This window comes from Halorubrum trueperi, assembly GCF_042662525.1.
Classification (GTDB): domain Archaea; phylum Halobacteriota; class Halobacteria; order Halobacteriales; family Haloferacaceae; genus Halorubrum; species Halorubrum trueperi.
The window spans coordinates 423,254-445,559 of record NZ_JBHSXI010000012.1 but is presented as its reverse complement, the minus strand read 5'-3'; the positions used below and the strand labels follow the sequence as shown (position 1 = coordinate 445,559).

Here is a 22,306-nt window from a genome sequence, read left to right as displayed (position 1 = left end):
GTGAAATCCTACCCGTCAGATGGATTTGCAACTGATTCGGACGATCGTTGAAAGTTGCCTCTTGATCGATTGCGGGAGTCGGTGTATTGTGTTGGAGCGGTTGTTTATACGTGAGAAAGTGGTATTTATAAACAACCGTCGCTCTCGCGTTCGTTACGTACCAGGTCGCAGGCGGCCTGCAACACGCACTCCCGAAACCCATCCCTGCCGCTTCGGTAGTGAGCGTTCACCGGCGGTCACAACAACGTAGCCGAGCCGATCGATGACGCTCTCGAAGGAAGTGAAACGCGGCGACAGTCAGCGAGGCGACCGACTCACCACGTGTCGTGGAACGTGTCGAACTCGATCGAGTCGAGCGGTTTCTCGCCGATGGCGGCCTCGTACTCGCCGGGGGTCAACATGGGTTTGTGAAAGCGCGGACCGTCGTCGGTCGTGATCCGCGGACAGCCGGTGTTGACGAACGCGTCCATGTCGAAGTTGCGGAGGCGGTCAGGCGTCACCTCGTCCATCGTGATCAGGTAGGCGTTCTCGTTGTTGTCGACGATCTCCTGCGCTTTCTCCCAGCGACCCTGGCCGATTTTCGTACAGAAGATGACGCCCCACTTCTCGGCGCTCATCGCCTTGTGGACCGAGGCGTAGCGCTGCTTCAGGAACTGGTCATGCTCGGCGACCGAGACGGCGTTGTTGACGGGGTCGGCGATGACGACGCGCTTGTCCGGGTGCTCCATCGCGAGGCCCACCGGATGGAACTTTCCACCGCCGACGTAGAGCACCTGCTCGGCGGGAATGTCTGCGGAGGCGTAGTTGCAGCCGAGCACCTGTCCCTCCTTCGTGAGCCGGTCGTCGCCGCGGCGGGTGTGGACCTCGTAGCCGCGCTCCTCCAACCAGTCGGTCATCTCCTCGAACCGGTTCATGTGTTGGGCCGTGGTGACGAGACCCACGTCGGCGTCTTCCTCCGGGGGAGCCAGCTCCGCTTCCAACGCGTCTTCCATGATCGGGAAGGGGTCGACGTTCGAGAACAGGGGGACGTAGACGATGCTGTCGGACTCCTTCATCGGCGTGTGTCCGAAGTGGACGAACACATCCGTTCGGCGCATCAGATACGTATCGAGGTCGCAAGCGCCGTAACACGGCTGCCCGGACAGCATGAACGTCACGTCGTCGGGGGCCGCCTCGCGGAGGTCGTCGGCGACCTTCGGGCCGCGGCGCTTGAGTCCCTCGGGGAACTGGAGGCCGACTTTCGAGGCGTCGCGCTCATCGATGGCCTCGACGATCCGATCGAGCTCGTAGTCCCACTCGCGGTCGTGTTTCAGGGCCATCCCCGTCTTCGTGAGGTCGCCCTCCGTGGAGCCGCTCATGTCGAACGAATTGTGTGGCTGGACGGTTAAACCGCGCGTTCGACGACGAGACCGGCGATCGATCGTGGCAAACGCACGCCGGCGCGAGCCGAGCCCTCCGCTGCCGCGGCCGACGGATACAACCGCCGAGCCGACGAACGACCTCCACATGTCCGAGATTCCCCTGGAACACGTCCACGTCGCGCCCGACGACGATCCGGAGAACGCCCCCGCCGCTTTCGTGCTTCACGGCCGCGGAGCCGACGAGGAAGACCTGCTTCCGGTCGCTCGACGCCTTTCCGACGAACTGCACGTCATCAGTCTTCGCGCCCCGGACCCGCTGCAGGGCGGCTATACGTGGTACGAGCTCGACCTTTCCGCTGGCGGCTTGGAGAAGAGCCAGCCGCACGCCGCGGAGTTCCGTCGGAGCCTCAACCTCGTCGCGGAGAGCGTCGACGCCGCGATCGACGCGTACGCTCTCGACGCCGACCGGATCGGTCTGCTCGGATTCAGTCAGGGAGCGATAACGAGCCTCTCGCTCGTGTTGGAGGGCCCCGACCGCTACGCGTGGGTCGTCGCGCTCCACGGGTACCTCGCGGACTCGCACGCAGACCTCGCGCCCGAGGGGATCGAAGGGAAGCCCGTCTTCGTCGGTGCCGGGACCGGTGATCGTGTGATCCCGGAGTCGCGCTCGGCCGCGGCCGCCGATCGGTTCGAGGCGATCGGCGCGGACGTCACCCGCGGGAGCTATCCCGGCGGCCACGGCATCGGACAGGCGGAGCTGGCCGACGTGATCGCGTTCGTGGAGTCGCACGCGTAGCGTCAGACCCGATAGAGTCACACGCAGTAGGAACAGCGCGAGAGCGCTCATCTCCCGCGACACGATATTCCCGGCTCCGGCAGGTTCAAACCGGTTCGGACCAACGGTGATCCATGAGCGTCGAACGGGCCCCAGTCGACGAACAGGCCTCCATCGAGGACCTCGGTCGCGAACTCGGCGAGCGGATCGCCCGAACCCCTGAGTACGAGCGCTTCGAGGACACGCGCGAGGCGGTGCAACGCGACGAGGAGGTCCAAGCGAAGATTGACGAGTTCGAACGGCTCCGCGCGGAGTTCATGCAGGCTCGTCAGACCGGACAGGCGACGAACGCCGACCTCAACCACGTGCAGGACGCGCAGGACGAGCTCCACTCGATGCCCGTCATGAGCGAGTTCCTCGACGCACAAGACGAGCTGACCGCCACCCTCGAAATGGTCAACGAGGCAATCTCGGACCCCCTCGCGGTCGACTTCGGCGGCGAGGCGGGCGGCTGCTGTCAGGACTGACCGCGCGGCCGACTCCGCCGGCGTCCGTCTTTTTATACCCAGTGACGGCACAGTCCCCCCAGTGATAGCCGTAGCCGGCGGAAAGGGCGGAAGCGGAAAGACGACCACGACCGTGGGCCTCGCACGGGCGCTGTCGCGGCGGGGAGCGCCCGTCGTCGCCGTCGACGCGGACTGGGACCTCCCGAACCTCACGGAGCTAGCGGCGGAAACGAGAGCGAGCGGAACCGGATCGGCGACGGATCGGGGAACCGCCGATCCGGATCCGATCACCGGTCCGGACGCGGCGACCACCCGACCGAACGAGGCGTCCACCCGACCGAACGAGGCGTCCACCGTCGTCGAGGCGCTTCGAAACGATGAACCGATCCCCCTCGACCGTTCGCGACCGACGGTACTCGGTGCGCCGAAGTTCCCCCGAAGCGTCGACGCGAGAACGATCCTCGACTCGCTCGACGGCGTCCTGCCCGACGAGACGCCGGTGCTTCTCGACTGTCCGGCCGGCGCGTCGCCGGACGCCGCGGCACCCCTCCGCGTCGCCGACCGGTGTCTCCTCGTGACTCCGCTGCGTCGGCCCGCGCTGCGCGACGCGGCGAAGACGGCGGCGATCGCTCGCCGTCTCAACTGTCCGCCGGTGGGCGTCGTCGCCGTTCGGACCGATTCGGTCCCGGAGCCGGTAGCCGACCTGTTCGGATGTTTGGTGGTGGAACGGATCCCGTCAGCGAGTCCGGAGCCGCTCTCCGCCCCCGCCGTCACGGCGGCGTACGACGGCCTCGCGCGCCGGCTCGTCGAGGAGTACGGCGCGGGGCGCTGGCGGATAGCGTGAGCGGCGAGGGCGGTGTTCGGAACCGCACCGCGTCCCATCGACAGAGCCAAACCTCCGGAGCCGGCAGCGATCGTATGGAGACGCTACCGACCGGGATTTCGGTGCTGGACAGGGAGTTCGGCGGGGGACTCCCGAGCGGCAGCGTCGTCGCGCTGAAGGCGGATCCGGCGAGCCAATCCGAACTGATCATCAACCGCCTCTCGCGCGTTCGGAAGTGTCGATACCTGACAACGGTCCGTTCGCCCGACGCGGTCGAAGCGGGGCTGACACTGGACGGAGGGACCGCGGCCGCGGACGCGGCCGAGGAGACGGTCGTTCGATCCGTCGACGGCGACGATCCGTTCGAGGACGCGCTGTCGGTCGCCGCCGATCTCCCGGAGCGCGGAACGCTCGTCATCGACTCCGTCGAGCCGTTCGAGGCCAAGGAACGCGATCGCTACCGAACCCTCCTCAACGACGTCCGGCAGCACGTCGACGAGGCCGGTGGCATCGCCGTGCTCCACGCGTTCAAGGGCGGGTCGATCGGACAGAACCGAGTCGTCACCGAGCAGGTCGCTGACGTCGTCTTCGATCTCCGAACCACCGTGACGGGCACGGAGATCGCGAACCGACTCGTCGTTCCGAAGTTCCGCGGGGGGGCGGCCCTCGAGGAGCCCCTCAAACTGAAGCTCACCGACACCGTGTCGGTGGACACGAGTCGAGATATCGCCTGAATCGGCCGCTCTTCGGACCGTTCATGGTTAGAGCGTCGTCGACGCGACGATCACGGCGATCCCGACTACGACCGCGGCGAGCGCCCAGTTTCGCGGCCGGTCGAAGGGCCCGTACGGGCCGCCCTTCCGTGAGAACAGGTACACCGCGTAGACGGCGAGCGGTGCCAACGTGTGTAGCGTGGCGACCTGGACGACACCGACGACGCCGGACAGCAGCGCGAGTGCGATCGTCGTCGCGCCGGCGCTCGCCGCGACGACGACGTCCTCGCGCGCACGTTCAAGTTCCATGTCTGTGAGTGTCCGTGTCTGTGAGTGGCTCGACCGTCGGTCAAAAGGGATCGGGTCGCAGACGAGATCTCGGTCGGCTGCCCGGTGACGCGACGGCCGCGGTCGCAGTTACTCCTCGTCGAGGTCCTCGTCGAGTTCGTCGACGATCTCGTCCGCGTCGACGTCGACGTCTTCGAGCGCCTCCTCGATGTCTCCCGCGCCGGCACCTCCCATGCCGCCCATCATACCGCCGAGGCCGCCCATGCCGCCGCCCTCGATGACCTCCTCGACGACGACGCGGTCGAGGTCGAGTCGGCTCATGAGGTCCTGGGCGATCTGCTGTTTCTGGAACATCCACTGCTGGTTCATCTGCATCGCCTGGGTCGCCGTCACGTAGAGGACGTCCTTCTCGACGTCCTCGGTCTCGACGATCTCCTCGCCGTCGTCGTCTTCGGAAACCGTCTCCTCCTCCTCGGTGACGGTCTCGATTCGGACCTCGGGGGCCTCCTGGAGGTACATCCCGAGCATGCCGGCGGCCTGCTGTTCGCGGTCGTCGATCTCCTCGAGGATCTCGTACTCGTACTCGAGGTCCTCGCCGGCCAGCGGGTGGTTGAAGTCGACGCGGGCGCGACCGCCGATGATCGTCTCGAGGTAGCCCTGGCGGTTGTCGATCTGGACCTGCGCGCCGGGGTAGCGGCTGTCCTCGGGGATCTTGTCGGCCTTGACGGTCTCGACCTCGTCGGGGTCGTACGCGCCGAACGCGTCGTCAGCGGGGACGTCGACGACGCCCTCGTCACCCACGGCCGCGCCGAGGAACGCCTCCTCGACGGACGGAAACACGTGCCCAGCGCCCAGCGAGATGATGCGCGGCTCGAACTCGTGTTCCTCCGTGTCGATCTCCGCCTCCTCGGCGACGGCCTCGTCGGTGGTGTCGATGACGCGGTCGTCGTCCGCGGTTCGGATCGTGTAGGCGACCCGCACGAAGTCGCCGTCTTCCAGTCCGGCGGTCTCGGTCTCGGCGTCGGTCTCGGCCTCGACGTCGTCCTCGGCCGCGTCCGCTTGCTCCTGATCGCTCATACCCTGAACGTCACCTGTTACACCCTTAAGGCGCACGGTTCGACCCGGCGGCGGCCGTCGCATTGGAGCGCGGTGGTCCGCGGCGCTTAAGAACGAACCCGGCGGATCTCGGGTATGTACGAGGTCGAGATCAAGGTTCCGGCCGATGTCGACGCGGTCCGCCGGCGACTCCGAGACGCCGGAGCCGAGCGCGTCGGTACCCGTCGACAGCGGGACGTGTACTACGACGCCCCGCACCGCGATTTCGCCGAGACGGACGAGGCGCTCCGGGTTCGTCGCGAGGTGCCGCTCGATGACTCCGACGAGCCATCCGACGCGTGGCCAGTGGGCGGCGAGGAGGAGACGACGAAGATCACGTATAAAGGACCGCTGCTGGACGACGGGTCGAAGACGCGGGTCGAACGCGAGACCGGCGTCGACGACGCCGAGGCGGTCGCGGGGATCCTCTCGGGGCTCGGGTTCGAACCGGCCGCGACCGTCGAGAAGCGCCGCGAGTTCTGGGCGTACGAGGGGTTCACCGTCGCGCTCGACGCCGTCGACGGCGTGGGGGAGTTCGTCGAAATCGAGCGCGAGGTAGACGACGAGGACACGATCGAACGCACGCGAAACGAGGCGAGCGCCGCGCTCTCTCGGCTCGGACTCGACGGGTCCTCGCAGGTCCGCACGTCGTACCTGGGGCTGTTGCTGGCGGGCGAGGGACAATCAGAGTGAGCGGAGGGACGGACCGCGGCTCGACTACGGTCCGTCGCCGTCGGGTCGCTTCTTCGACAGCGCGGTGCGATCGAACTCGCAGACGAGGACGTCGTCGCCGTCCTTGACGAGCTTGAACGCCTCGACGTGCATCGTGACGACCCCGCGCGCTCCGTCGCTCGTCTCGCGCTTGTCGGTGATGGTCGACCGCGCGCGGACGGTGTCGCCGTGAAACACCGGATTCGGGTGTTCGACGTTGTCGTACGACAGGTTCGCGACGATGGTCCCGTCAGTCGTCTCCGGGATCGACACGCCGACCGCCAGCGACATCGTGTACAGGCCGTTGACGAGCCGCTCGCCGAACTGCGTCCCCGACGCGAAGTCGTCGTCGAGGTGCAGCGGCTGCTGGTTCATCGTCATGTCGCAAAAGCGCTGGTTGTCGGCCTCGCTGATCGTTCGCCGCGTGGCGTGCTCGATCGTCTCGCCGACGTCGAACTCCTCGTAGTAACGCCCGGTCATGAGTCGACGGTGGTCCCGCCCCGTGAAATCGCTGCCGCTCCGACCTCGGCGACGTCGAGTCCTCGGATCGATTTATGTTCGTGCGGACGGACCGGCCGACATGGCCCGACGAAGCGTCCTGTTTTCCCCCGGCGACCGTCCGGAGCTGATGCGGAAGGCACCGAGCGCGGGCGCGGACGTGATCTGCTTCGACCTCGAGGACGCGGTCGCGCCCCGCCGCAAGGGCGAGGCTCGTACTGCTGTCCGCGAGATACTCGTCGACCCCGAGTTCGATCCCGCCGCGGAGGTGTGCGTTCGGCTGACCGAGGCGGAGCCGTCGGCGGACCTCGACGGACTGCTCGGTTCGGCGACCGCGGCCGATACCGACGGACGGAACCTCCGTCTCGACGCGGTCATGCTTCCGAAAGCGGAGAGCGCCGCTCGGGTCGCCGACGCGGCGGCCCTGTGTGCGGACCGGGGCCTCGATCCGGCCGTCTTCGCGCTCGTCGAGACCGCCGCCGGAGTGCTCTCTGCCCAGTCGATCGCCGCCGCCGAGCCGACAGACGCGCTCGTCTTCGGCGCGGAGGACCTCGCGGCCGACGTGGGCGCGACGCGGACCGAGGACGGGACGGAGGTGCTGTACGCCCGCGAGCACGTCGTCCTCGCAGCCGGGGCCGCCGGCGTCGACGCGATCGACACGGTGTACACGGACTTCTCCGATCTGGAAGGGCTTCGCGCGGACGCCGAGTTCGCGCTCACGCTCGGCTACGACGGGAAGATGGCGATCCATCCCGCGCAAGTCGCGCCGATAACCGAGGCGTTCACGCCCGACGACGATGAGATCGAATGGGCGGAGCGGGTCCTCGATGCCCGCGACGAGGCGGAGCGCGAGGGACGGGGGGTGTTCCGGGTCGACGGTGAGATGATCGACGCGCCGCTTATCGCTCAAGCGGAGCGGATCCGCGATCTCGCGGCGGCCAGGGATACCACGTGAGATCGGGGTGTTCCGCCCCGAATAACGCCGAATAGTGGACGATTCGGCACCTCTGGATCCGTTCGTCCCAATTTCCGGCCCGTTCGTCACAATTAACCCGGGGGGCGGTGGACGTTCACGCATGGCTGACCAGGCAAACCCATTCGAGAGCTTACAGGAACAGGTGGACGACGCCGCGACGGCACTCGACGCCGACGAGGGAGTACTCACCCGGCTGATGAACCCGGAGCGGGTACTGGAGACGAACCTGACGTTCGAACTGGACGACGGGTCGCTCGAGACCGTCCGCGCGTACCGGTCGCAGTTCAACGGCGACCGCGGCCCGTACAAAGGGGGTATCCGGTACCACCCGAACGTCACCCGCGACGAGGTGAAGGCGCTCTCCGGCTGGATGGCGTACAAGTGCGCCATCGTCGACGTCCCCTACGGCGGCGGGAAGGGCGGTATCGCGATCGATCCGGGCGACTACTCCGAGAGCGAGTTGGAACGGATGACGCGCGCGTTCGCGAAAGAACTCCGTCCGCTCATCGGCGAGGACCGCGACATTCCCGCGCCCGATGTCAACACCGGCCAGCGGGAGATGAACTGGATCAAAGACACCTACGAGACGTTGGAGAACACGACCGCGCCGGGCGTCATCACCGGAAAGGCGCTCGACTCCGGCGGCAGCGAGGGGCGCGTCGAGGCGACGGGTCGGTCGGTCGCGCTCTCCGCCCGCGAGGCGTTCGACTGGCTCGACCGCGACCTCGACGGCGCGACCGTCGCGGTGCAGGGGTACGGCAACGCGGGGTCGATCGGCGCGGCGCTGCTCGCCGACCTCGGAGCCGATATCGTCGCCGTCTCCGACTCCTCCGGCGGAATTCACGATGCCACCGGGATCGACCCCCGCGACGCGAAGGCGCACAAGACCGAGACCGGCTCCGTCTCGGGGTACGGCGAGGCCGAGTCGATCACGAACGAGGAACTGCTCACGCTCGACGTCGACGTTCTCGTCCCGGCCGCCTTGGAGAACGCGATCGACGCCGACCTCGCCGCCGACGTCGAGGCCGACGTGATCGTCGAGGCCGCCAACGGGCCGCTCACTCCCGACGCGGATGACGTGCTGACCGACCGCGACGTCACGGTCGTCCCCGACATCCTCGCGAACGCGGGCGGAGTCACCGTCTCGTACTTCGAGTGGGTCCAGAACCGTCAGCGGTTCAGTTGGACGGAAGAGCGAGTGAACGAGGAGTTGGAGCGCGTGATCGTCGACGCGTTCGACGAGCTGATCGACACCTACGAGTCGAACGACGTGCCGAACCTCCGGACCGCGGCCTACGTGGTCGCGATCGACCGGATCGTGACCGCGTACGAACAGGCCGGTAACTGGCCGTAGTCGGTCACTGAGATAGGATCGGGCGTCACACCAGTCTCGCGACTCTGAGCGTCACACCAGTCGCGCGTCTCTGACTTCGACGTGGCCGCGATCGCCCTCCCAGACGGCCTCGTACTCCATTTCGATTCGGCGGTCCATGTGTGGCCCGTCGACGACGTACGTCTCGAACTCGCCGCCCTCGCCGAGCGGGTGCACCCCGTACTCCTCGCGGAGGTCGCGGAGTTCCGCGAGCGCGTCGGCGTCGTACCGGCGGCCGAGCCAGGACTCGTCGAGCCCGTAGGCCGCGACCTGCACGATCCGGATCTCGAACCCGGCGTCGAACATCGCCCTCGCGAGATCGACCGGATCCTCCCGCCACAGCGGCGCGAACAGGTCGATCTCCAGCCGGTCGCACATCCCTCGAATCCGGCTCGTCTGGAATTCGCTCTCCACCGCGCCCGCGGTGACGCCCGCGAGGTCGACGTCGTCCGCGGCGGCGAGCTCCCGTACCGCCGCCTCCATCGGCTCCAGTTCGGCGTCGCCCTGAGCGCCGGCGTCGTCGACGTCGTCGGCACCGAAATCCTCCGGTGAGACCTCGACGAGGTCGATCCCGACGCTCTCAGCCGCGAGTCCGGCGAGCTCCGTCGCCGGCGTGTGGTACATGTACGAGTCGCCCGCGGGATGGACGGTCAGGAGCCGAGAGACGTCGAGGCCCTCCTCCAGCGCGCGGTACAGCGCCCACGAGGAGTCCTTGCCGCCCGAAAAGAGGCTCACCCAGTCGCTCATACCCGGGAAACGTGGCCCGCGGGTAAAGCGCCGACGGTCCGTCAGCGGCCGTCGGGTACGAACGACACGACCGACGACCGTTCGACCGCTCGAAGGGACAAAACACATGTATCCCGTCTCGGATCGGTCGAATATGCCCTCCCCGCTCGCCGCCCTCTTCGGACTCGTCAGCCACCTCCTCGATCGCTCCCGCGACCACTTCCGGGACGTGCGACCCGGATCCGGCGCGGTCGCGTTCGGACTCGTCGTCCTCGTGACCGCGGCGACGACCCTCGGGATCGTCGGACTCGGAGTCGCCTTCGATGCGACCATCGACACCGAGATCACCGTCGACAATCCCGACCGCCCATCGGAGTCGACCTGCGAGCGGTTCGGCGATGACGACGACTCGGTGTTCGCCGAGCAGTGCGACCAGCCAGAGCGGATTGAGGCGAACGTCGGCGAGGAGCTACGAAGCGCGACGGGCGGGTACCTCGGCTACGGACTGATCGGCGTGCCGATCTGGTGGGTGGTGTTCTCGGTCGTGCTCCACGCCGGCGCGCGCCTCGCCGGGGGAACCGGTTCGGTCGGCGACTCCTTCGTGATCGCGGGATGGGCGATCGCCGCGGAGCTGCTTCGCCTCGTCGCCGGGGTCGCCGCGATCTGGTACGCGCTCGCGACGACGACGGTCGAGGGGACCACTATCGAGGCGATCGCGAACGAAGTGGTCGCGGCCATCTCGACGATGCAGGGGCCGCTTTTGGCGGTCTCCGCCGTCGTCCTCGCGATCCAGTGGGTACTCGTCGTCGGCGGGCTGGAGTCGGCTCACGATCTCGAACGCGACACGGCGGGCGCGGTCGCGGGGCTGTTCGCGGTCCTCGGGTTCCTGATGGCGGCGATCTGACGACCGCGGTGGTCCGAAGATGTTCCGACGACGACGGCCGTCGACGGAGCCGTCGCCTCCGATGGGCCGCTCGTCGCGACTCCCGTCGCCCCGCCCGACGATTCGGGAGTTTTTAAGCCGGCCGCGCACCCTCTCCCGGTATGATCCTGTCGGACGCGGACATCCTCGACCGACTCGCGGACGGGGGGCTCGTCATCGAGCCGCTCGACGACGTCGACCAGCAGGTACAACCCGCGAGCGTCGACTTGCGGCTCGGCGAGCGATTCTTGGAGTTCCAGCGCGCCAACATCCCCTGTATCCATCCGACCGAGGCAGACGAGGTCGGCGAGTACGTCACGGAGACGCGGGTTCCGGAGGGTGACGAGTTTATTCTCCACCCGGGAGACTTCGTTCTCGGCACGACGACGGAGCGCGTCGAGATCCCCGACGACCTCGTCGCGCACGTCGAGGGGCGCTCGTCGCTCGGGCGGCTCGCCATCGTCGTGCACGCGACGGCGGGCCTGTGTGACCCCGGCTACAAGGGGCAAATCACCCTGGAACTGTCGAATTTGGGAACCGCACCGGTCGCGCTCTCGCCGGGGATGCGGGTCTCGCAGCTCACGTTCACGGAGCTCTCCTCGCCCGCAGACCGGCCCTACGGCGCGGAGCGCGGCTCGAAGTATCAAGACCAGGATGGGCCGCAGGCCTCCCGAATCGGCGACGATCCGGAGTTCGACCAGGAGGACGACCGCGCCGAGGGCGATGACCCCGCCGAGGGCGACGACCGCGCCGAGGAGGACGACCGCACCGAGGGGACGCGATGAAGTTCATCGAGGAGGTCGTCGTCGACGAGTTCCTCCCGACCGTTCGCTCGATGCTAGCGGAGGACCTCCGCGAGCGCGGCTTTACGCAGCGCGAGGTCGCCGACGCGCTCGGCATCTCCCAGTCGGCGGTGTCGAAGTACGCCCACGGCGACGTGGCGCGCCACGAGCGGATCGTCGCCGACGCGCGCGTCCGAGAGCTGGTCGACCGGATCGGCGAGGGGCTCGCCGCGGGCGACGTGACCCCCGTCGCCGCGCTCGTCGAGATCGAAGTGCTGATCCGGCAGCTGGAAGAGGGTGACCTCCTCGCCGAGCTTCACGAGGAGGCGATGCCGGCGCTCTCGGCCGCCGACGTCGAGTTCGCCGTCCACGATCCCGACAGCGGCCTCCGCGATCGCGAACGCGTGCTCGCCTCCGTGCGCCGCGGGCTCCGCACGTTGACGAACGCCTCGGGGTTCGCCGGACTCATTCCGAACGTGGGCGCGAACGTCGTCGAGTGTCTCGACGATGCGGCGACGGTCGACGACGTCGCCGCCGTCCCAGGCCGTCTCGTCGACGTGAAAGGACGGGCGATGGTGCCCGGCGAGCCAGAGTTCGGCGTGAGCGAACACGTCGCGACGGTCCTGCTCGCCGCCCGCGAGGCCGGGTCGACCGCGCGCGGCGCGGTGAACGTCCGGTACGACGCGGAGACGGTTGAGCGTCTCGCCGCGTCGTATCCGACGGTGAAGTTCGACCCCGAACGCGCCACCGAGGAGGCCGTCGCGGAGGCGATAGCGGCCGCCGACCTCCCGGCCGCCGATCTCCCGGCGGACCGCGACGAGGGACGCGGAGGACTCGTCCTCTATCAGACGGGCGCTGTCGGCGTCGAGCCGATCGTCTACGTGCTCGCGCCGACCGCCGTGGACGCGGCGCAGATCGTCCGGGAGTTACTCTGACCGACCGGTCGAGAGCTACTGTGACCGACCGGTCGCAAACTGCCGCGATCGACGACGCCGAATCGACGGTCGCGGATCGTCGGCACCGAACCAGCGGGCTTTAGGCCCGATCGGTCGTCACACGACATACACACACCACATGAGCCACGACGACTTTCCCACCGACAATCCCGCGGTGGTGACCTGTGGACTGCCGTACGCCAACGGCGACCTCCACATCGGCCACCTGCGCACCTACGTCGGCGGCGACGTGTACAGCCGCGCGCTCGAACGACTCGGCCAGGAGACCGCCTTCGTCTCCGGCTCCGACATGCACGGGACCCCCGTCGCGGTGAACGCCGAGCAGGAAGGCGTCTCGCCCGAGCGGTTCGCGCTCGACTGGCACGAGCGGTACGCCGCGACGTTCCCGAAGTTCAACGTCGAGTTCGACAACTACGGCCACACCCACGACGAGACGAACACGGAGATCACCCAGGCTCTCGTCCGCGATCTCGAGGACGCCGGCCACGTCTACGAGAAGGAGATCATGGTCGCGTACGACCCGGTCGACGACCAGTACCTCCCGGACCGCTACGTCGAGGGCACGTGCCCGTACTGCGGCGCGCACGCCCGCGGAGACGAGTGCGACGAGGGGTGCCAGCGCCACCTCGAACCCGGTGAGGTCGAAGACCCGGTCTCGACCGTTTCGGGGAACCCCGCGGAGTACCGCGAACGCACGCACAAGTTCTTCGAGGTCTCCGAGTTCTCCGAGTACCTCTCCGGCTTCCTCGACCGACTGGAGGGGACCTCGAACGCCCGGAACCAGCCCCGCGAGTGGATCGATCAGGGCCTCCAGGACTGGTGTATCACCCGCGACATGGACTGGGGGATCGACTACCCCGGAGAGAACCCGCAGGACCTCGTTCTGTACGTTTGGGTCGACGCGCCGATAGAGTACATCTCCTCGACGAAGCAGTACACGGAGCGCGTCGGCAGCGACGTCTTCGACTGGGAGGCCGCCTGGAAGGAGGGCGCGATCGACGACCACCCCGAAGGCGGGGAAATCGTCCACGTGATCGGCCGCGACATCATCCAGCACCACACGATCTTCTGGCCCGCGATGCTGGAGGCGACCGATCACACCGAGCCGCGGGCCGTGATGGCGAGCGGCTTCGTCACCCTCGGCGGCAAGGGCTTTTCCACGAGCCGCGATCGCGCCGTCTGGGCCGACGAGTACCTCGACGAGGGCTTTCATCCCGACCCGCTTCGCTACTACCTCGCGACCAACGGCGGGTTCCAGCAGGACGTCGACTTCTCGTGGGAGAAGTTCCGCGACCGCGTGAACACCGAGCTGGTGGGGACCGTCGGTAACTTCCTCTACCGCTCCCTCCTCTTTGCCCACCGAAACTACGACGACGCGCCTATCGCGGACGCGACGAGCGACGACGTGGCCGAGCGGATCGAGGAGGCGATAGCCGACGTCGAAGCCGCCGTCAACGACTACTCGGTCCGCGCGCTCGGCGACGCGGTCACCGACCTCGCTCGCTTCGGGAACGAGTACATCCAGCGCAGCGAGCCGTGGAACCTCGTCGACGAGGATCCCGAGGAGGCCGCGCAGGTCATCCACGACTGCGTCGCGATCGCGAAGGCGATCGCCGTGCTCTTCGAGCCGATCGCCCCCGAGAAGTGCGAGCGTCTGTGGGACCAGCTCGGCGAGGACGGTTCCGTTCACGAGGTCACCGTCGAGGCCGCGCGAGAGGGCCCCGCCGGCGACCTCGCGGAACCGACCGAGCTGTTCGAGAAGATCGAAGACGACCGCGTCGAGGCGCTGAACGAGAAGCTGGAGTCGCGGGTCGCCGCGGCGGAAGCCACGGACGACGCCGACTCGGACGACGGGCACGACGCGGACGACGGCGGAGAGGCGGTTGACGGCGACACCACCGACGGCGACACCCCTGACGACATGACCGACATCGAACCCCTCAGCGACGACCGAATCAGCTTCGACGAGTTCCAGGAACTGGACATCCGGGTCGGCCGGATCGAGGAGGCCGAGGGCATCGAGGGCGCGGACGACCTCCTGCGGCTCCGCGTCGACCTCGGCGCGGAGACCCGGACGATCGTCGCGGGGCTCAAGCGGCTGCACGACGTCGAAGACCTGCCCGGAACGAAGGTCGTCGTCCTCGCCAACATGGAGAAAGCGGAGCTGTTCGGCGTCGAGTCGAACGGCATGGTACTGGCCGCCGGCGAGGAGGCCGACCTCCTGACGACCTACGAGGACGCCGGTCCGGGCACGAAGGTGAAGTAATCCGGAGCGTCGCGAGAGGCCGATCGACCCGCTTCGCGACCGAAAAAGCCGATCGCGTTCCGCCATCATTTATCAATACGACGCTCGAATCCATGGGCGACCATGTCCCTCCTTCCCCGTTGGTTCGAGGCACTGCCCTTCCAGACGAAGATTCTCGTCACCGCGTTCGTCTTCGACCCCATCGGGTTCGTCGCCGGCTACCTGCTCGGACCGTCACTTGGCGTCGAGCCGATCATCGGCGGCGTCTATGGGTTCGTCGCGGCGAGCGTCCCGATGTCGCTGCTCGTGATGCGTGAGGCGAGCGCGCGGTAGCCCGTAAACCGAAGTCCGATTCAGGCGTCGAGCACTTCGATCCGGTTCCCGTCGGGGTCGACGACGAACAGGATCGTCGTGCCGCTCGACGTCGTCCGCGGCGGGGAAAGCGTCGTGACGCCGTCGTCGAGGGCGGTATAAAAGGCGTCGACGTCGTCGACGGAGAGCCCTAAGTGAACCGTTCCAGGGCGATTCAGTTCGGGATCGGACTCCGGTTTGCCTCGCGGGTCGTACGCGACGAGCTCGACGATCGCGCCGCCGGCGTCGAGGTGGGCGAACTCCGCGGACGCGCCGTCGACGGCGACTGCCTCGGCGAAGGCCTCGCCGCTAACGGAGAACTCGGCGACGATGTCGAGGTCGAACGTGTCGGTGTAAAACTCGACCGCGCGGTCGAGATCGGAGACGGTGACGCCGACGTGGTGTGCGGTCGGATCGGCCGCGGACGGTGAGTCGGACGCGGGTGCTGCATTGGATTCGGATGGTGAGTCGGACGCGGATGGTGAGTCTGCCACGCGAGGTGGATCGGTCACCGACGAGAAAACCGTGTCGGACCCTTACATCCCCATGTCCGCGGCGACATCGGGAACCGGGAGGTCGCCGGCCGGGACGCCGAGCAGCTCCGCGGCGTGATCCAGCGCCATGTCGAAGCCGTAGTACCGTTCCACCTCGTCGCCGTCAGGGCCCGTCCGAACCTTCAGCATCGCGTAGCCGTCGACGTTCTGGGCGACCGTCGCCGATCCACCGGTGCCGGAGAACGTGAGCAGCCGCTCGCCGTCCGACTCCTCGTAGCGCGCGGCGATCCCGTTCGCCTCCACGGCCGTCGTGTCGCTCATACCCACGGCACGAGCCGAACGCTGTCGTATCTGTCGATGCAGTCGTGATCATCGCTATCGGTTTCCCTCCGAGATCGCGCGTGATTCCCGGCGGTCCGTTTCGTCCGTTATCGCGGGTCCCAACCGTGGAACGACGACCCCGACTCCAGCTCCAGGTCGAAGGCGTCGATGATCCCGCCGAGAGCGTCGTAACCGCGTGCGATCGCGGCGATCCCGACGATCACCTCGTCGTCGTAGCGCTCGGCGATCGACGCGTGAACGACCGCGTCGACGTCGCCTCGGAGCACAGCCAGCGCGTACTCGACGAGAGCCGTCTCGCCGACGTCGAGCGGTCCGAGATCGCCAGCACCGATCGCGGCGATGACGCCGTCGTCGATGCCGACGCCCCGGGCGATGTTGACGTGCTGGTGCCACTCGTAGCGGTTCCGGGTCTCGGCGGCGGCTGCGAGGATGACGAGCTCGCGCTCGCGGTCGGAGAGGCCGCTGTCGGTCCACAGCGACCCGAGGAACGAGCGCAGCCCCGCGAGCACTTCGGGGTTGTTGCCGATCGATTCGTAGACGTGCAGCGGCTTCCCCTGCAGCTTCGACTCCAGGAGGTCCTCGTACTCGTCCGGGACGTCCGACGCGTCGGCGTAGGGAACGCGGGCCATGAGCGCCCATCTCTGAGTGAGGGGTTAGGTGTGTGCGATTCGGTAGCGTTCGCCGGAATCGGCCGTTCGGTGTTCGCGGGAATCAATCCCTCGACCCCTACGGCGCGTCCTCCCCGCCGGCGTCGACGATGGTAACCTTAAGGGAGCCGACGGCCCAACCACGTGCAATGAGCACCGAGGTGTCGCGACGGCGGGCGTGGGTGATCGCCGCCCGGCCGCAGACGCTGCCCGCGGCGGCGGCTCCCGTGATCGTCGGCGTCGGCCTCGCGGTCGAGGCCGGCGCGTTCGCCCCGCTTCCCGCGCTCGCGGCGTTCGTCGGCGCGGCACTGATTCAGGTCGGGACCAATTTCGCGAACGACTACTACGACGCGATTCAGGGGGCCGACACCGACGATCGCGAGGGATTCACCCGCGTCGTCGCCAGCGGCCTCATCGAGCCGTCCGAGGTCAAGCGGGCGATGTGGTTGACGTTCGCGGCAGCTATCCTCGTCGGCACGTACCTCGTCTCCGTCGGCGGCGTCCCGATCCTCGTGATCGGACTGGCGTCCGTTGCCGCGGGAATCGCGTACACCGGCGGGCCGTACCCGCTCGGCTACCACGGGCTCGGCGACGTGTTTGTGTTCGTCTTCTTCGGCGTGATCGCCGTCACCGGGACCTACTACGTGCAGGCGGCCGCACTCGCCGGAACCGCGTTCCCGCTGTGGCTTCCGCCGGGAACCGTCACGCTCGCGGCGATCGTCGCCAGCCTTCCGATCGCCGCGCTCTCGACGAACATCCTCGTCGTCAACAACGTCCGCGACCTGAAGGAGGACGCCGAGACCGGCAAGCGCACCCTCGCGGTGCGGTTCGGCTATCGGTTCTCCCGGCTCCAGTTTCTCTCCCTGCTCGCGCTCGCGTACCTGACCCCGTTCTGGTTCCTCGCGAACGGGAACGGACCGACCGTGCTCCTCCCGCTCGTCACGCTCCCGCTCGCGGCCGCCGTCGCCCGGACCGTTCTGACGGAGACGAGCGGTGAGGCGCTCAATCCCGCGTTGGAATCGACCGGGAAGCTCCTCGCGGCGTACGCCGTCGCCTTCGCCGTCGGCCTCGCGCTCTGATCACGATGCGTCTCCGTCCCTTCTCGCTCGATCTGACGTCCCCGCTCGAAACCGCGCGCGGACCGATAGCTGCCCGCGAGGGATTCCTCGTCTCCGTCGCATCCGGAGACGGAGGTACAGACGCCCCCGACTCGTCGCCCGGCCTCGGCGAGGCGACTCCGCTCCCCAATTGGACCGAATCGCGGTCGGCGTGCGAGTCGGCGCTCCAGGAGTCCGCCGCCGTGGCGTCTTCCGCGAGCGCCTCACGCGCTTGCGGCGTCGGTGCCCACGACGCGCTTTCCCGACTCGACCCCGATGAGACCCCCGCCGCTCGTCACGGCGTCGCGCTCGCGCTCGCCGACGCCGCGGCCCGAGACGCCGACCGATCGCTGGCGTCGCACCTCGCCGACGACCGCGGACTCCGCTCGCCCGGTGAGTCGGTTCCGGTCAACGCGACCGTCGGTGACGCCGACGCGGAGGAGACGGTTCGGGCCGCCGAGAGCGCCGTCGACGACGGCTTCCGCTGTCTCAAAGTGAAAGTGGGCGCTCGTTCGCTCGACGCCGACGCGGAGCGACTCCGTGCGGTCCGTCGCGCGGTCGGCGACGAAATCGCGCTTCGGGCCGACGCCAACGGCTCGTGGGACCGACGGACCGCGGAACGCGCGCTCGATCGGTTGGAGCCGCTGAACCTCGCGTACGTCGAACAGCCGCTCCCGCCCGGCGACCTCGACGGAACGGCCCGTCTCAGAGACGGTTCCGACGTACCGATCGCGCTCGACGAGTCGCTCGCGGGTCGCGATCTCGACCGGGTTCTCGACGCAGGCGCGGCCGACGTCGTCGTGTTGAAGCCGATGGCGCTGGGCGGGCCGGACCGGGCGCTGTCGGCGGCGCTTCGCGCCCGAGAGGCGGGGGTCGAACCGGTCGTCACCACGACGATCGACGCCGTCGTCGCGCGGAGCGCGGCGGTCCACGTCGCCGCCGCGATCCCGAATGTTGGCCCCTGCGGACTCGCCACCGGCTCGCTGCTTGAATCGGACCTCGCCGCGGACCCCTGTCCGATCGCGAGCGGCGAAACGCTGGTGCCGAGCGGTCCGGGGCTCGCGGGCGATGCGTTCGATGCTCTTCGTTGACGGCGATGCCCTCCGTTCAGGCGATTCCCCCGCTGACGTGTGTTCGCACGCAGCGACGGGAGGCTACTCGACGACCTCGACGGAGCCCACCATCCCCCGCGTCTGGTGGGGCGTGCAGACGTACTCGTAGACGCCCGGCTCCTCGAAGGCGCGTTCGAAGGTGTATCCCTCCGTTCCGGAGAGATCGGACTCGAACGTCCCGTCCCTCGCGACGACGTCGTGAGTGCCGCCGACGCCGGTCCACTCCCAGACCACGGTCGTTCCGGCGTCCACGACGACGTTCGCGGGGACGAAAGAGAGCCCGCCGTCTCCGCCGACGGCGACGTCGACGGTCTCCTCGCCGGTCCGATCTACCGGTTCCTCGTCGCTCCCGTTGTCCTCGTCGTCTCCGCCGCCCGGCAGGATCGCGTCGGCACAGCCCGCGAGGGGCACTGCGGCGACGGACCCGGCAGCGGCGAGGAGGGATCGGCGCGTTCGCTCGGTCATGTCCGATTCGAGGGCCCCGACGGTATAAATGACCTCGCGAACGCGGCGACGGGGACGGGCTTTTAATCGGGACTCTCGAACGAACGGTTATGAGCGAGTGGACAGACGCGATCGTCGGCGAGCGGATGACCGTCGACAACAAGTTCAACGACCGCGTGGCCGCCTCGCGCTTCTCCAGTCAGGAGTGGGGGCTCATCATGACCGCGACCGACTTCGAGATCGAAGACGCCGACGATCCCGAGAACGCCCGCATCGTCGCCGATACCTCGAACCTCCCGACGATCATGCCCGAACTCGAGAACGTGCGATCGCAGGTCGCCGCCATGGGAGGCGCGCCATCTCAAGGATCGGGGGGATCGGGCGGCTCTGGCGGCGGACTCGTCGACTCGATCAAGGCCGCGCTTGGGCTCGGTGGGGGCGGAGGCGACGAGCCCTCGGACGAGGAACTCGCCGCCGCGGAGCGGCTCGTCGGGGAGTACGCGGACGAACTGCAGGCGCACTTAACAGATGTCGGCAAGTGGGAGCGGGTCAGGGTCGCGTATCAGGAGTGACGGCGGGTACGGGCGAAGAGTCACCGGAAGCGGGGCCGAACCCGCCCTACTCCATATCGCCGCTTCGGAACAGCGTCAGCTCCTCGGCTTCGTAGATGCTGATAAGCTCGCTGACGATGTCGTCGTACTCCTCGTCGTCGACCCGGAGCGCGTCGAGCCGCTCGATCGTCTCCTCGTCGAGGTGAATCTGGGGCATACGTAAGGGTTTCTCGGGAGAAATATAAAAGGCAACGGCGGATGTCGATGCATCGACGACGGTCGGCTCGAACGCGTCGCGGTCAATTAGACGACCGGTCCGATGCGGATCGGATCGTGAGGTCCGGTACCGAATCGTTCGCGAGCCCTCGACGCGCCGATTCGACTATCTGTTCTTTTGTGATCCCGTCGCTCGGGATGACGACTTCGCCGTTTAAATGGAGGACGGTGTCGGGCTCCGCGAATATCTCGATCAATTCCGCGGCGTCTACCGTCACCGTCTCTCTCTCTTCGACGCCCGCAAGTTCGACCTGATCGGAATACTCGTCGAAGGAAATTTTCTGCTCTCCGCCGATCCGGTGGCACATTGTGAGAGCCGTCGAGCGCGTCGCTTGGTGGCTGTTTTGATCAACGGACCTGACGGAGAATATCTGGATCGGCAGGCCTTGCACGGTGGTGATTGCCGTGCCAGGATCTCCCACTACCCTGATCGCGTTGTCGCGTTCAGCGGTCAGTACCGACACGGCCATCGAAACGGGAACGCCGCGGGATATCGTCCCGATCAGCGTGCGAAGCGACCGCATTCCCAGCGGCCTCGCCGCACAGATGGCCGACACAGAACCATTTTGCACGACCGATACTCCCGCTTCGACGTCGTTCGTTCCCTCGAATATCGTCAGCGACGGCGCGTCGTCGAGATCCTCAATTGCGATGGACCCGTCGCCGGTCATCAATCGGTTGCCGTCGGTCGGAAGCCCACAGTACGCGAGGTCCGTCTCCGGATCGGACAGGATCGATTCGACCGTCTCGCAGTCGGATCGATCGAAGACCTCCCACGAGCCCACGGCCTCGGGTACCGCGGGATCGGATAGCGCACGGCGGAGATCGGCGGCGCGCTCCGCGGATTCGACAATCGCCACGACTCGGACTTCGCCTCGCGGCGTCAGCGACCGACGAAACCGATTGTCGTAGCTCTCCGGGGTTATCACCGACGCGCTGGCGGGTACCGGGTCGGCGTCGGGGTTCGGGACCCCGTCCTCGGGGGCGAGCCACGGCGAGGTCGCGAGAGCGATCGGGGCGTCGGGCCTCGGCGGTTCCGCGCCGCCGCGAACCCGAACCGGCGCGAGCACGTGCGCGAGGTGCGGGAGGAGTTCAGCGCCACCGGGTCCAGGCCGGAGCACGGCCTCGGTCGGCCACGCGGGCGCGAACGGATCGACGGTCCCGGGATCGACTTCGAGGTACTCCATCAGCCGCTCGCTCATCGACAGGTCGGCGAGGTTCGGCGGATAAAAGGGGAGCTCCGGCCCGATCTGATCGTACTCGTACCGATTCGAGGGGACGTACCCCTCCGTTCGCGCGAGCGTGTCCAGGAAGAACCACGTTCGGAGCAGTTCGGTGACCCGTTTTTCGAGGGCAGGACAGTCAGTCGGCAGCGACTCGACGTACCCCGTGTCGAGACGGACCGCCGGTTCGTCGCCGATCACCATCTCCGCGCCGAGATAGTAGGTGAGCGTCGAGAGCCGGTACACGTCTGCGTACGTAGGCCGGACGACGACCTCGACGCCGGTGTCCGGATGGACGAGCGGGCTCGGGACATCGAGTTCGTCACCCCGCTCGATGCGGGGCGGGTACCCCCGCAACGTCGGCCACGAGCGTTCCGGCGAGAACTCTTTTATAGACGATCCCAGCACGGAGACCGCCTCCGCGAGCGCCGTCGGGTCGTCTGGAACCGTGATCGTCGCCTCCGGGCGGGTGTGAAGCGATCGCGCGCCGACGGTGACGGTGGTCGGTCGATCGAACTCCAAGCGAACCGGCTCGGAGCCGGCCATTCCGGTCGTCGACACGTCGACGTCGACGACGCGAACGAGGGCCTTCGTCACGCTGTTGACGTCGAAGCAGTACGACCCGCGCGGGAGTTCCATCGGCTCGCTCAGTTGCGCGATGAACTCCCCGCCGGCCTCGCGAACGTTCACCGACGAGTAGTCCGCGATCGAGATCGACTCCGCCTCGAAACTAACCGCTCGGTCGACCGGAACCGGGAACAGCTCCGGGAGCGCGGGTCGCGTCTCGGGCTCTCGATCCAGCCGAAGTCGGAGCTCCTCGCCTTCCAAGGCGTCGCGAACGCGGAGCGTCTCCCCGTCCGTCCCGAAGCCGACCCGACCTTCAAGCTCGTCGTCTGTCAATGCCTCTTGATAGATTTGGGACAGTTATGAGGGTGTCGGTGATACCCTTCCTTCGGGGTCGATACCCGGTAATAATCGATGATAAGGGATTGTGGGGAGAGGAGTGACAGCAGCCTTAAC

Annotated in this window: 26 protein-coding genes; 15 read left to right on the top strand and 11 right to left on the bottom strand. The window is 67.7% G+C overall.

What is annotated here, in order from left to right:
- Nucleotides 1-314: 314 nt before the first annotated feature.
- Complete coding sequence (dph2, locus tag ACFQEY_RS12670; protein ID WP_379769087.1) at nucleotides 315-1,358, bottom strand: diphthamide biosynthesis enzyme Dph2; 1,044 nt, start codon at nucleotides 1,356-1,358, stop codon at nucleotides 315-317.
- A 148-nt stretch (nucleotides 1,359-1,506) separates the two neighbouring features.
- On the opposite strand from dph2, the gene ACFQEY_RS12665 reads away from it, so the two are divergent.
- From ACFQEY_RS12665 to ACFQEY_RS12650, 4 genes are all read left to right on the top strand, one after another.
- Complete coding sequence (locus ACFQEY_RS12665) at nucleotides 1,507-2,157, top strand: alpha/beta hydrolase (protein WP_379769272.1); 651 nt, start codon at nucleotides 1,507-1,509, stop codon at nucleotides 2,155-2,157.
- Between the two features lie 113 nt (nucleotides 2,158-2,270).
- Complete coding sequence (locus ACFQEY_RS12660; RefSeq protein WP_379769085.1) at nucleotides 2,271-2,663, top strand: YlbF/YmcA family competence regulator; 393 nt, start codon at nucleotides 2,271-2,273, stop codon at nucleotides 2,661-2,663.
- 61 nt (nucleotides 2,664-2,724) lie between these two features.
- A complete protein-coding gene (locus tag ACFQEY_RS12655; RefSeq protein WP_379769082.1) occupies nucleotides 2,725-3,486 on the top strand; it encodes a MinD/ParA family ATP-binding protein in 762 nt (253 codons plus the stop codon).
- A gap of 74 nt (nucleotides 3,487-3,560) precedes the next feature.
- The gene (locus ACFQEY_RS12650; protein ID WP_379769080.1) at nucleotides 3,561-4,199 is read left to right on the top strand and encodes an RAD55 family ATPase; all 639 of its coding nucleotides are present in this window, start codon (nucleotides 3,561-3,563) and stop codon (nucleotides 4,197-4,199) included.
- Nucleotides 4,200-4,226: 27 nt separating this feature from the next.
- Here ACFQEY_RS12650 and ACFQEY_RS12645 read toward each other — a convergent pair whose 3' ends face one another.
- Both ACFQEY_RS12645 and ACFQEY_RS12640 read right to left on the bottom strand, forming a co-directional pair.
- Complete coding sequence (locus ACFQEY_RS12645; RefSeq protein WP_379769078.1) at nucleotides 4,227-4,487, bottom strand: hypothetical protein; 261 nt, start codon at nucleotides 4,485-4,487, stop codon at nucleotides 4,227-4,229.
- A 108-nt stretch (nucleotides 4,488-4,595) separates the two neighbouring features.
- The gene (locus ACFQEY_RS12640; RefSeq protein ID WP_379769077.1) at nucleotides 4,596-5,543 is read right to left on the bottom strand and encodes an FKBP-type peptidyl-prolyl cis-trans isomerase; all 948 of its coding nucleotides are present in this window, start codon (nucleotides 5,541-5,543) and stop codon (nucleotides 4,596-4,598) included.
- A gap of 114 nt (nucleotides 5,544-5,657) precedes the next feature.
- On the opposite strand from ACFQEY_RS12640, the gene cyaB reads away from it, so the two are divergent.
- Nucleotides 5,658-6,254, top strand: coding sequence for a class IV adenylate cyclase (gene cyaB / locus ACFQEY_RS12635; protein WP_379769075.1), 597 nt, complete (start codon nucleotides 5,658-5,660; stop codon nucleotides 6,252-6,254).
- A 24-nt stretch (nucleotides 6,255-6,278) separates the two neighbouring features.
- On the opposite strand, the gene ACFQEY_RS12630 is transcribed toward cyaB, so the two are convergent.
- Nucleotides 6,279-6,752: a MaoC family dehydratase gene (locus ACFQEY_RS12630; protein ID WP_379769073.1), complete on the bottom strand. Its 474-nt coding sequence runs from the start codon at nucleotides 6,750-6,752 to the stop codon at nucleotides 6,279-6,281.
- Between the two features lie 100 nt (nucleotides 6,753-6,852).
- On the opposite strand from ACFQEY_RS12630, the gene ACFQEY_RS12625 reads away from it, so the two are divergent.
- On the top strand, nucleotides 6,853-7,725 hold the full coding sequence (locus ACFQEY_RS12625; RefSeq protein WP_379769071.1) for an HpcH/HpaI aldolase/citrate lyase family protein: 873 nt from the start codon (nucleotides 6,853-6,855) through the stop codon (nucleotides 7,723-7,725).
- A gap of 121 nt (nucleotides 7,726-7,846) precedes the next feature.
- Nucleotides 7,847-9,100, top strand: coding sequence for a Glu/Leu/Phe/Val family dehydrogenase (locus tag ACFQEY_RS12620; RefSeq protein ID WP_379769069.1), 1,254 nt, complete (start codon nucleotides 7,847-7,849; stop codon nucleotides 9,098-9,100).
- 51 nt (nucleotides 9,101-9,151) lie between these two features.
- Here the strand turns inward: ACFQEY_RS12620 and ACFQEY_RS12615 are convergent, their stop codons facing one another.
- The gene (locus ACFQEY_RS12615; RefSeq protein WP_379769067.1) at nucleotides 9,152-9,865 is read right to left on the bottom strand and encodes a diphthine--ammonia ligase; all 714 of its coding nucleotides are present in this window, start codon (nucleotides 9,863-9,865) and stop codon (nucleotides 9,152-9,154) included.
- Between the two features lie 133 nt (nucleotides 9,866-9,998).
- Here ACFQEY_RS12615 and ACFQEY_RS12610 point away from each other — a divergent pair, with 133 nt between their 5' ends.
- The 5 genes from ACFQEY_RS12610 to ACFQEY_RS12590 all read left to right on the top strand — a co-directional run bounded on the left by ACFQEY_RS12610 (nucleotide 9,999) and on the right by ACFQEY_RS12590 (nucleotide 15,082).
- Nucleotides 9,999-10,748, top strand: coding sequence for a YIP1 family protein (locus ACFQEY_RS12610; protein WP_379769065.1), 750 nt, complete (start codon nucleotides 9,999-10,001; stop codon nucleotides 10,746-10,748).
- Between the two features lie 140 nt (nucleotides 10,749-10,888).
- Nucleotides 10,889-11,551, top strand: a complete 663-nt coding sequence (gene dcd / locus ACFQEY_RS12605) for a dCTP deaminase (RefSeq protein ID WP_379769063.1) — start codon at nucleotides 10,889-10,891, stop codon at nucleotides 11,549-11,551.
- Nucleotides 11,548-12,483 (top strand): thiamine-phosphate synthase family protein, encoded by a 936-nt coding sequence (locus tag ACFQEY_RS12600; RefSeq protein WP_379769061.1) that lies wholly within the window; start codon nucleotides 11,548-11,550, stop codon nucleotides 12,481-12,483. The genes dcd and ACFQEY_RS12600 overlap by 4 nt, the downstream gene beginning before the upstream one ends.
- Before the next feature lie 139 nt (nucleotides 12,484-12,622).
- Complete coding sequence (metG, locus tag ACFQEY_RS12595) at nucleotides 12,623-14,770, top strand: methionine--tRNA ligase (RefSeq protein WP_379769058.1); 2,148 nt, start codon at nucleotides 12,623-12,625, stop codon at nucleotides 14,768-14,770.
- Between the two features lie 102 nt (nucleotides 14,771-14,872).
- Nucleotides 14,873-15,082 carry a DUF8141 family membrane protein gene (locus ACFQEY_RS12590; RefSeq protein WP_379769055.1) on the top strand — a complete coding sequence of 70 codons (210 nt, stop codon included), beginning with the start codon at nucleotides 14,873-14,875 and terminating at the stop codon, nucleotides 15,080-15,082.
- A 20-nt stretch (nucleotides 15,083-15,102) separates the two neighbouring features.
- On the opposite strand, the gene ACFQEY_RS12585 is transcribed toward ACFQEY_RS12590, so the two are convergent.
- The 3 genes from ACFQEY_RS12585 to ACFQEY_RS12575 all read right to left on the bottom strand — a co-directional run bounded on the left by ACFQEY_RS12585 (nucleotide 15,103) and on the right by ACFQEY_RS12575 (nucleotide 16,565).
- Nucleotides 15,103-15,594 (bottom strand): VOC family protein, encoded by a 492-nt coding sequence (locus tag ACFQEY_RS12585; protein ID WP_379769053.1) that lies wholly within the window; start codon nucleotides 15,592-15,594, stop codon nucleotides 15,103-15,105.
- A gap of 42 nt (nucleotides 15,595-15,636) precedes the next feature.
- Nucleotides 15,637-15,915, bottom strand: a complete 279-nt coding sequence (locus tag ACFQEY_RS12580; RefSeq protein WP_379769051.1) for a DUF7111 family protein — start codon at nucleotides 15,913-15,915, stop codon at nucleotides 15,637-15,639.
- Between the two features lie 107 nt (nucleotides 15,916-16,022).
- Nucleotides 16,023-16,565 carry a carboxymuconolactone decarboxylase family protein gene (locus tag ACFQEY_RS12575; RefSeq protein WP_379769049.1) on the bottom strand — a complete coding sequence of 181 codons (543 nt, stop codon included), beginning with the start codon at nucleotides 16,563-16,565 and terminating at the stop codon, nucleotides 16,023-16,025.
- Nucleotides 16,566-16,732: 167 nt separating this feature from the next.
- Here ACFQEY_RS12575 and ACFQEY_RS12570 point away from each other — a divergent pair, with 167 nt between their 5' ends.
- Nucleotides 16,733-17,662, top strand: coding sequence for a 1,4-dihydroxy-2-naphthoate polyprenyltransferase (locus ACFQEY_RS12570; protein ID WP_379769047.1), 930 nt, complete (start codon nucleotides 16,733-16,735; stop codon nucleotides 17,660-17,662).
- 5 nt (nucleotides 17,663-17,667) lie between these two features.
- The gene (locus ACFQEY_RS12565; protein WP_379769044.1) at nucleotides 17,668-18,771 is read left to right on the top strand and encodes a mandelate racemase/muconate lactonizing enzyme family protein; all 1,104 of its coding nucleotides are present in this window, start codon (nucleotides 17,668-17,670) and stop codon (nucleotides 18,769-18,771) included.
- 63 nt (nucleotides 18,772-18,834) lie between these two features.
- On the opposite strand, the gene ACFQEY_RS12560 is transcribed toward ACFQEY_RS12565, so the two are convergent.
- A complete protein-coding gene (locus tag ACFQEY_RS12560; RefSeq protein ID WP_379769041.1) occupies nucleotides 18,835-19,257 on the bottom strand; it encodes a halocyanin domain-containing protein in 423 nt (140 codons plus the stop codon).
- An 89-nt stretch (nucleotides 19,258-19,346) separates the two neighbouring features.
- On the opposite strand from ACFQEY_RS12560, the gene ACFQEY_RS12555 reads away from it, so the two are divergent.
- A complete protein-coding gene (locus ACFQEY_RS12555; protein WP_379769039.1) occupies nucleotides 19,347-19,808 on the top strand; it encodes a DUF5799 family protein in 462 nt (153 codons plus the stop codon).
- 46 nt (nucleotides 19,809-19,854) lie between these two features.
- On the opposite strand, the gene ACFQEY_RS12550 is transcribed toward ACFQEY_RS12555, so the two are convergent.
- A complete protein-coding gene (locus ACFQEY_RS12550) occupies nucleotides 19,855-20,004 on the bottom strand; it encodes a DUF7557 family protein (protein WP_379769037.1) in 150 nt (49 codons plus the stop codon).
- 82 nt (nucleotides 20,005-20,086) lie between these two features.
- A complete protein-coding gene (locus ACFQEY_RS12545) occupies nucleotides 20,087-22,186 on the bottom strand; it encodes a hypothetical protein (RefSeq protein ID WP_379769035.1) in 2,100 nt (699 codons plus the stop codon).
- Nucleotides 22,187-22,306 lie beyond the last annotated feature (120 nt).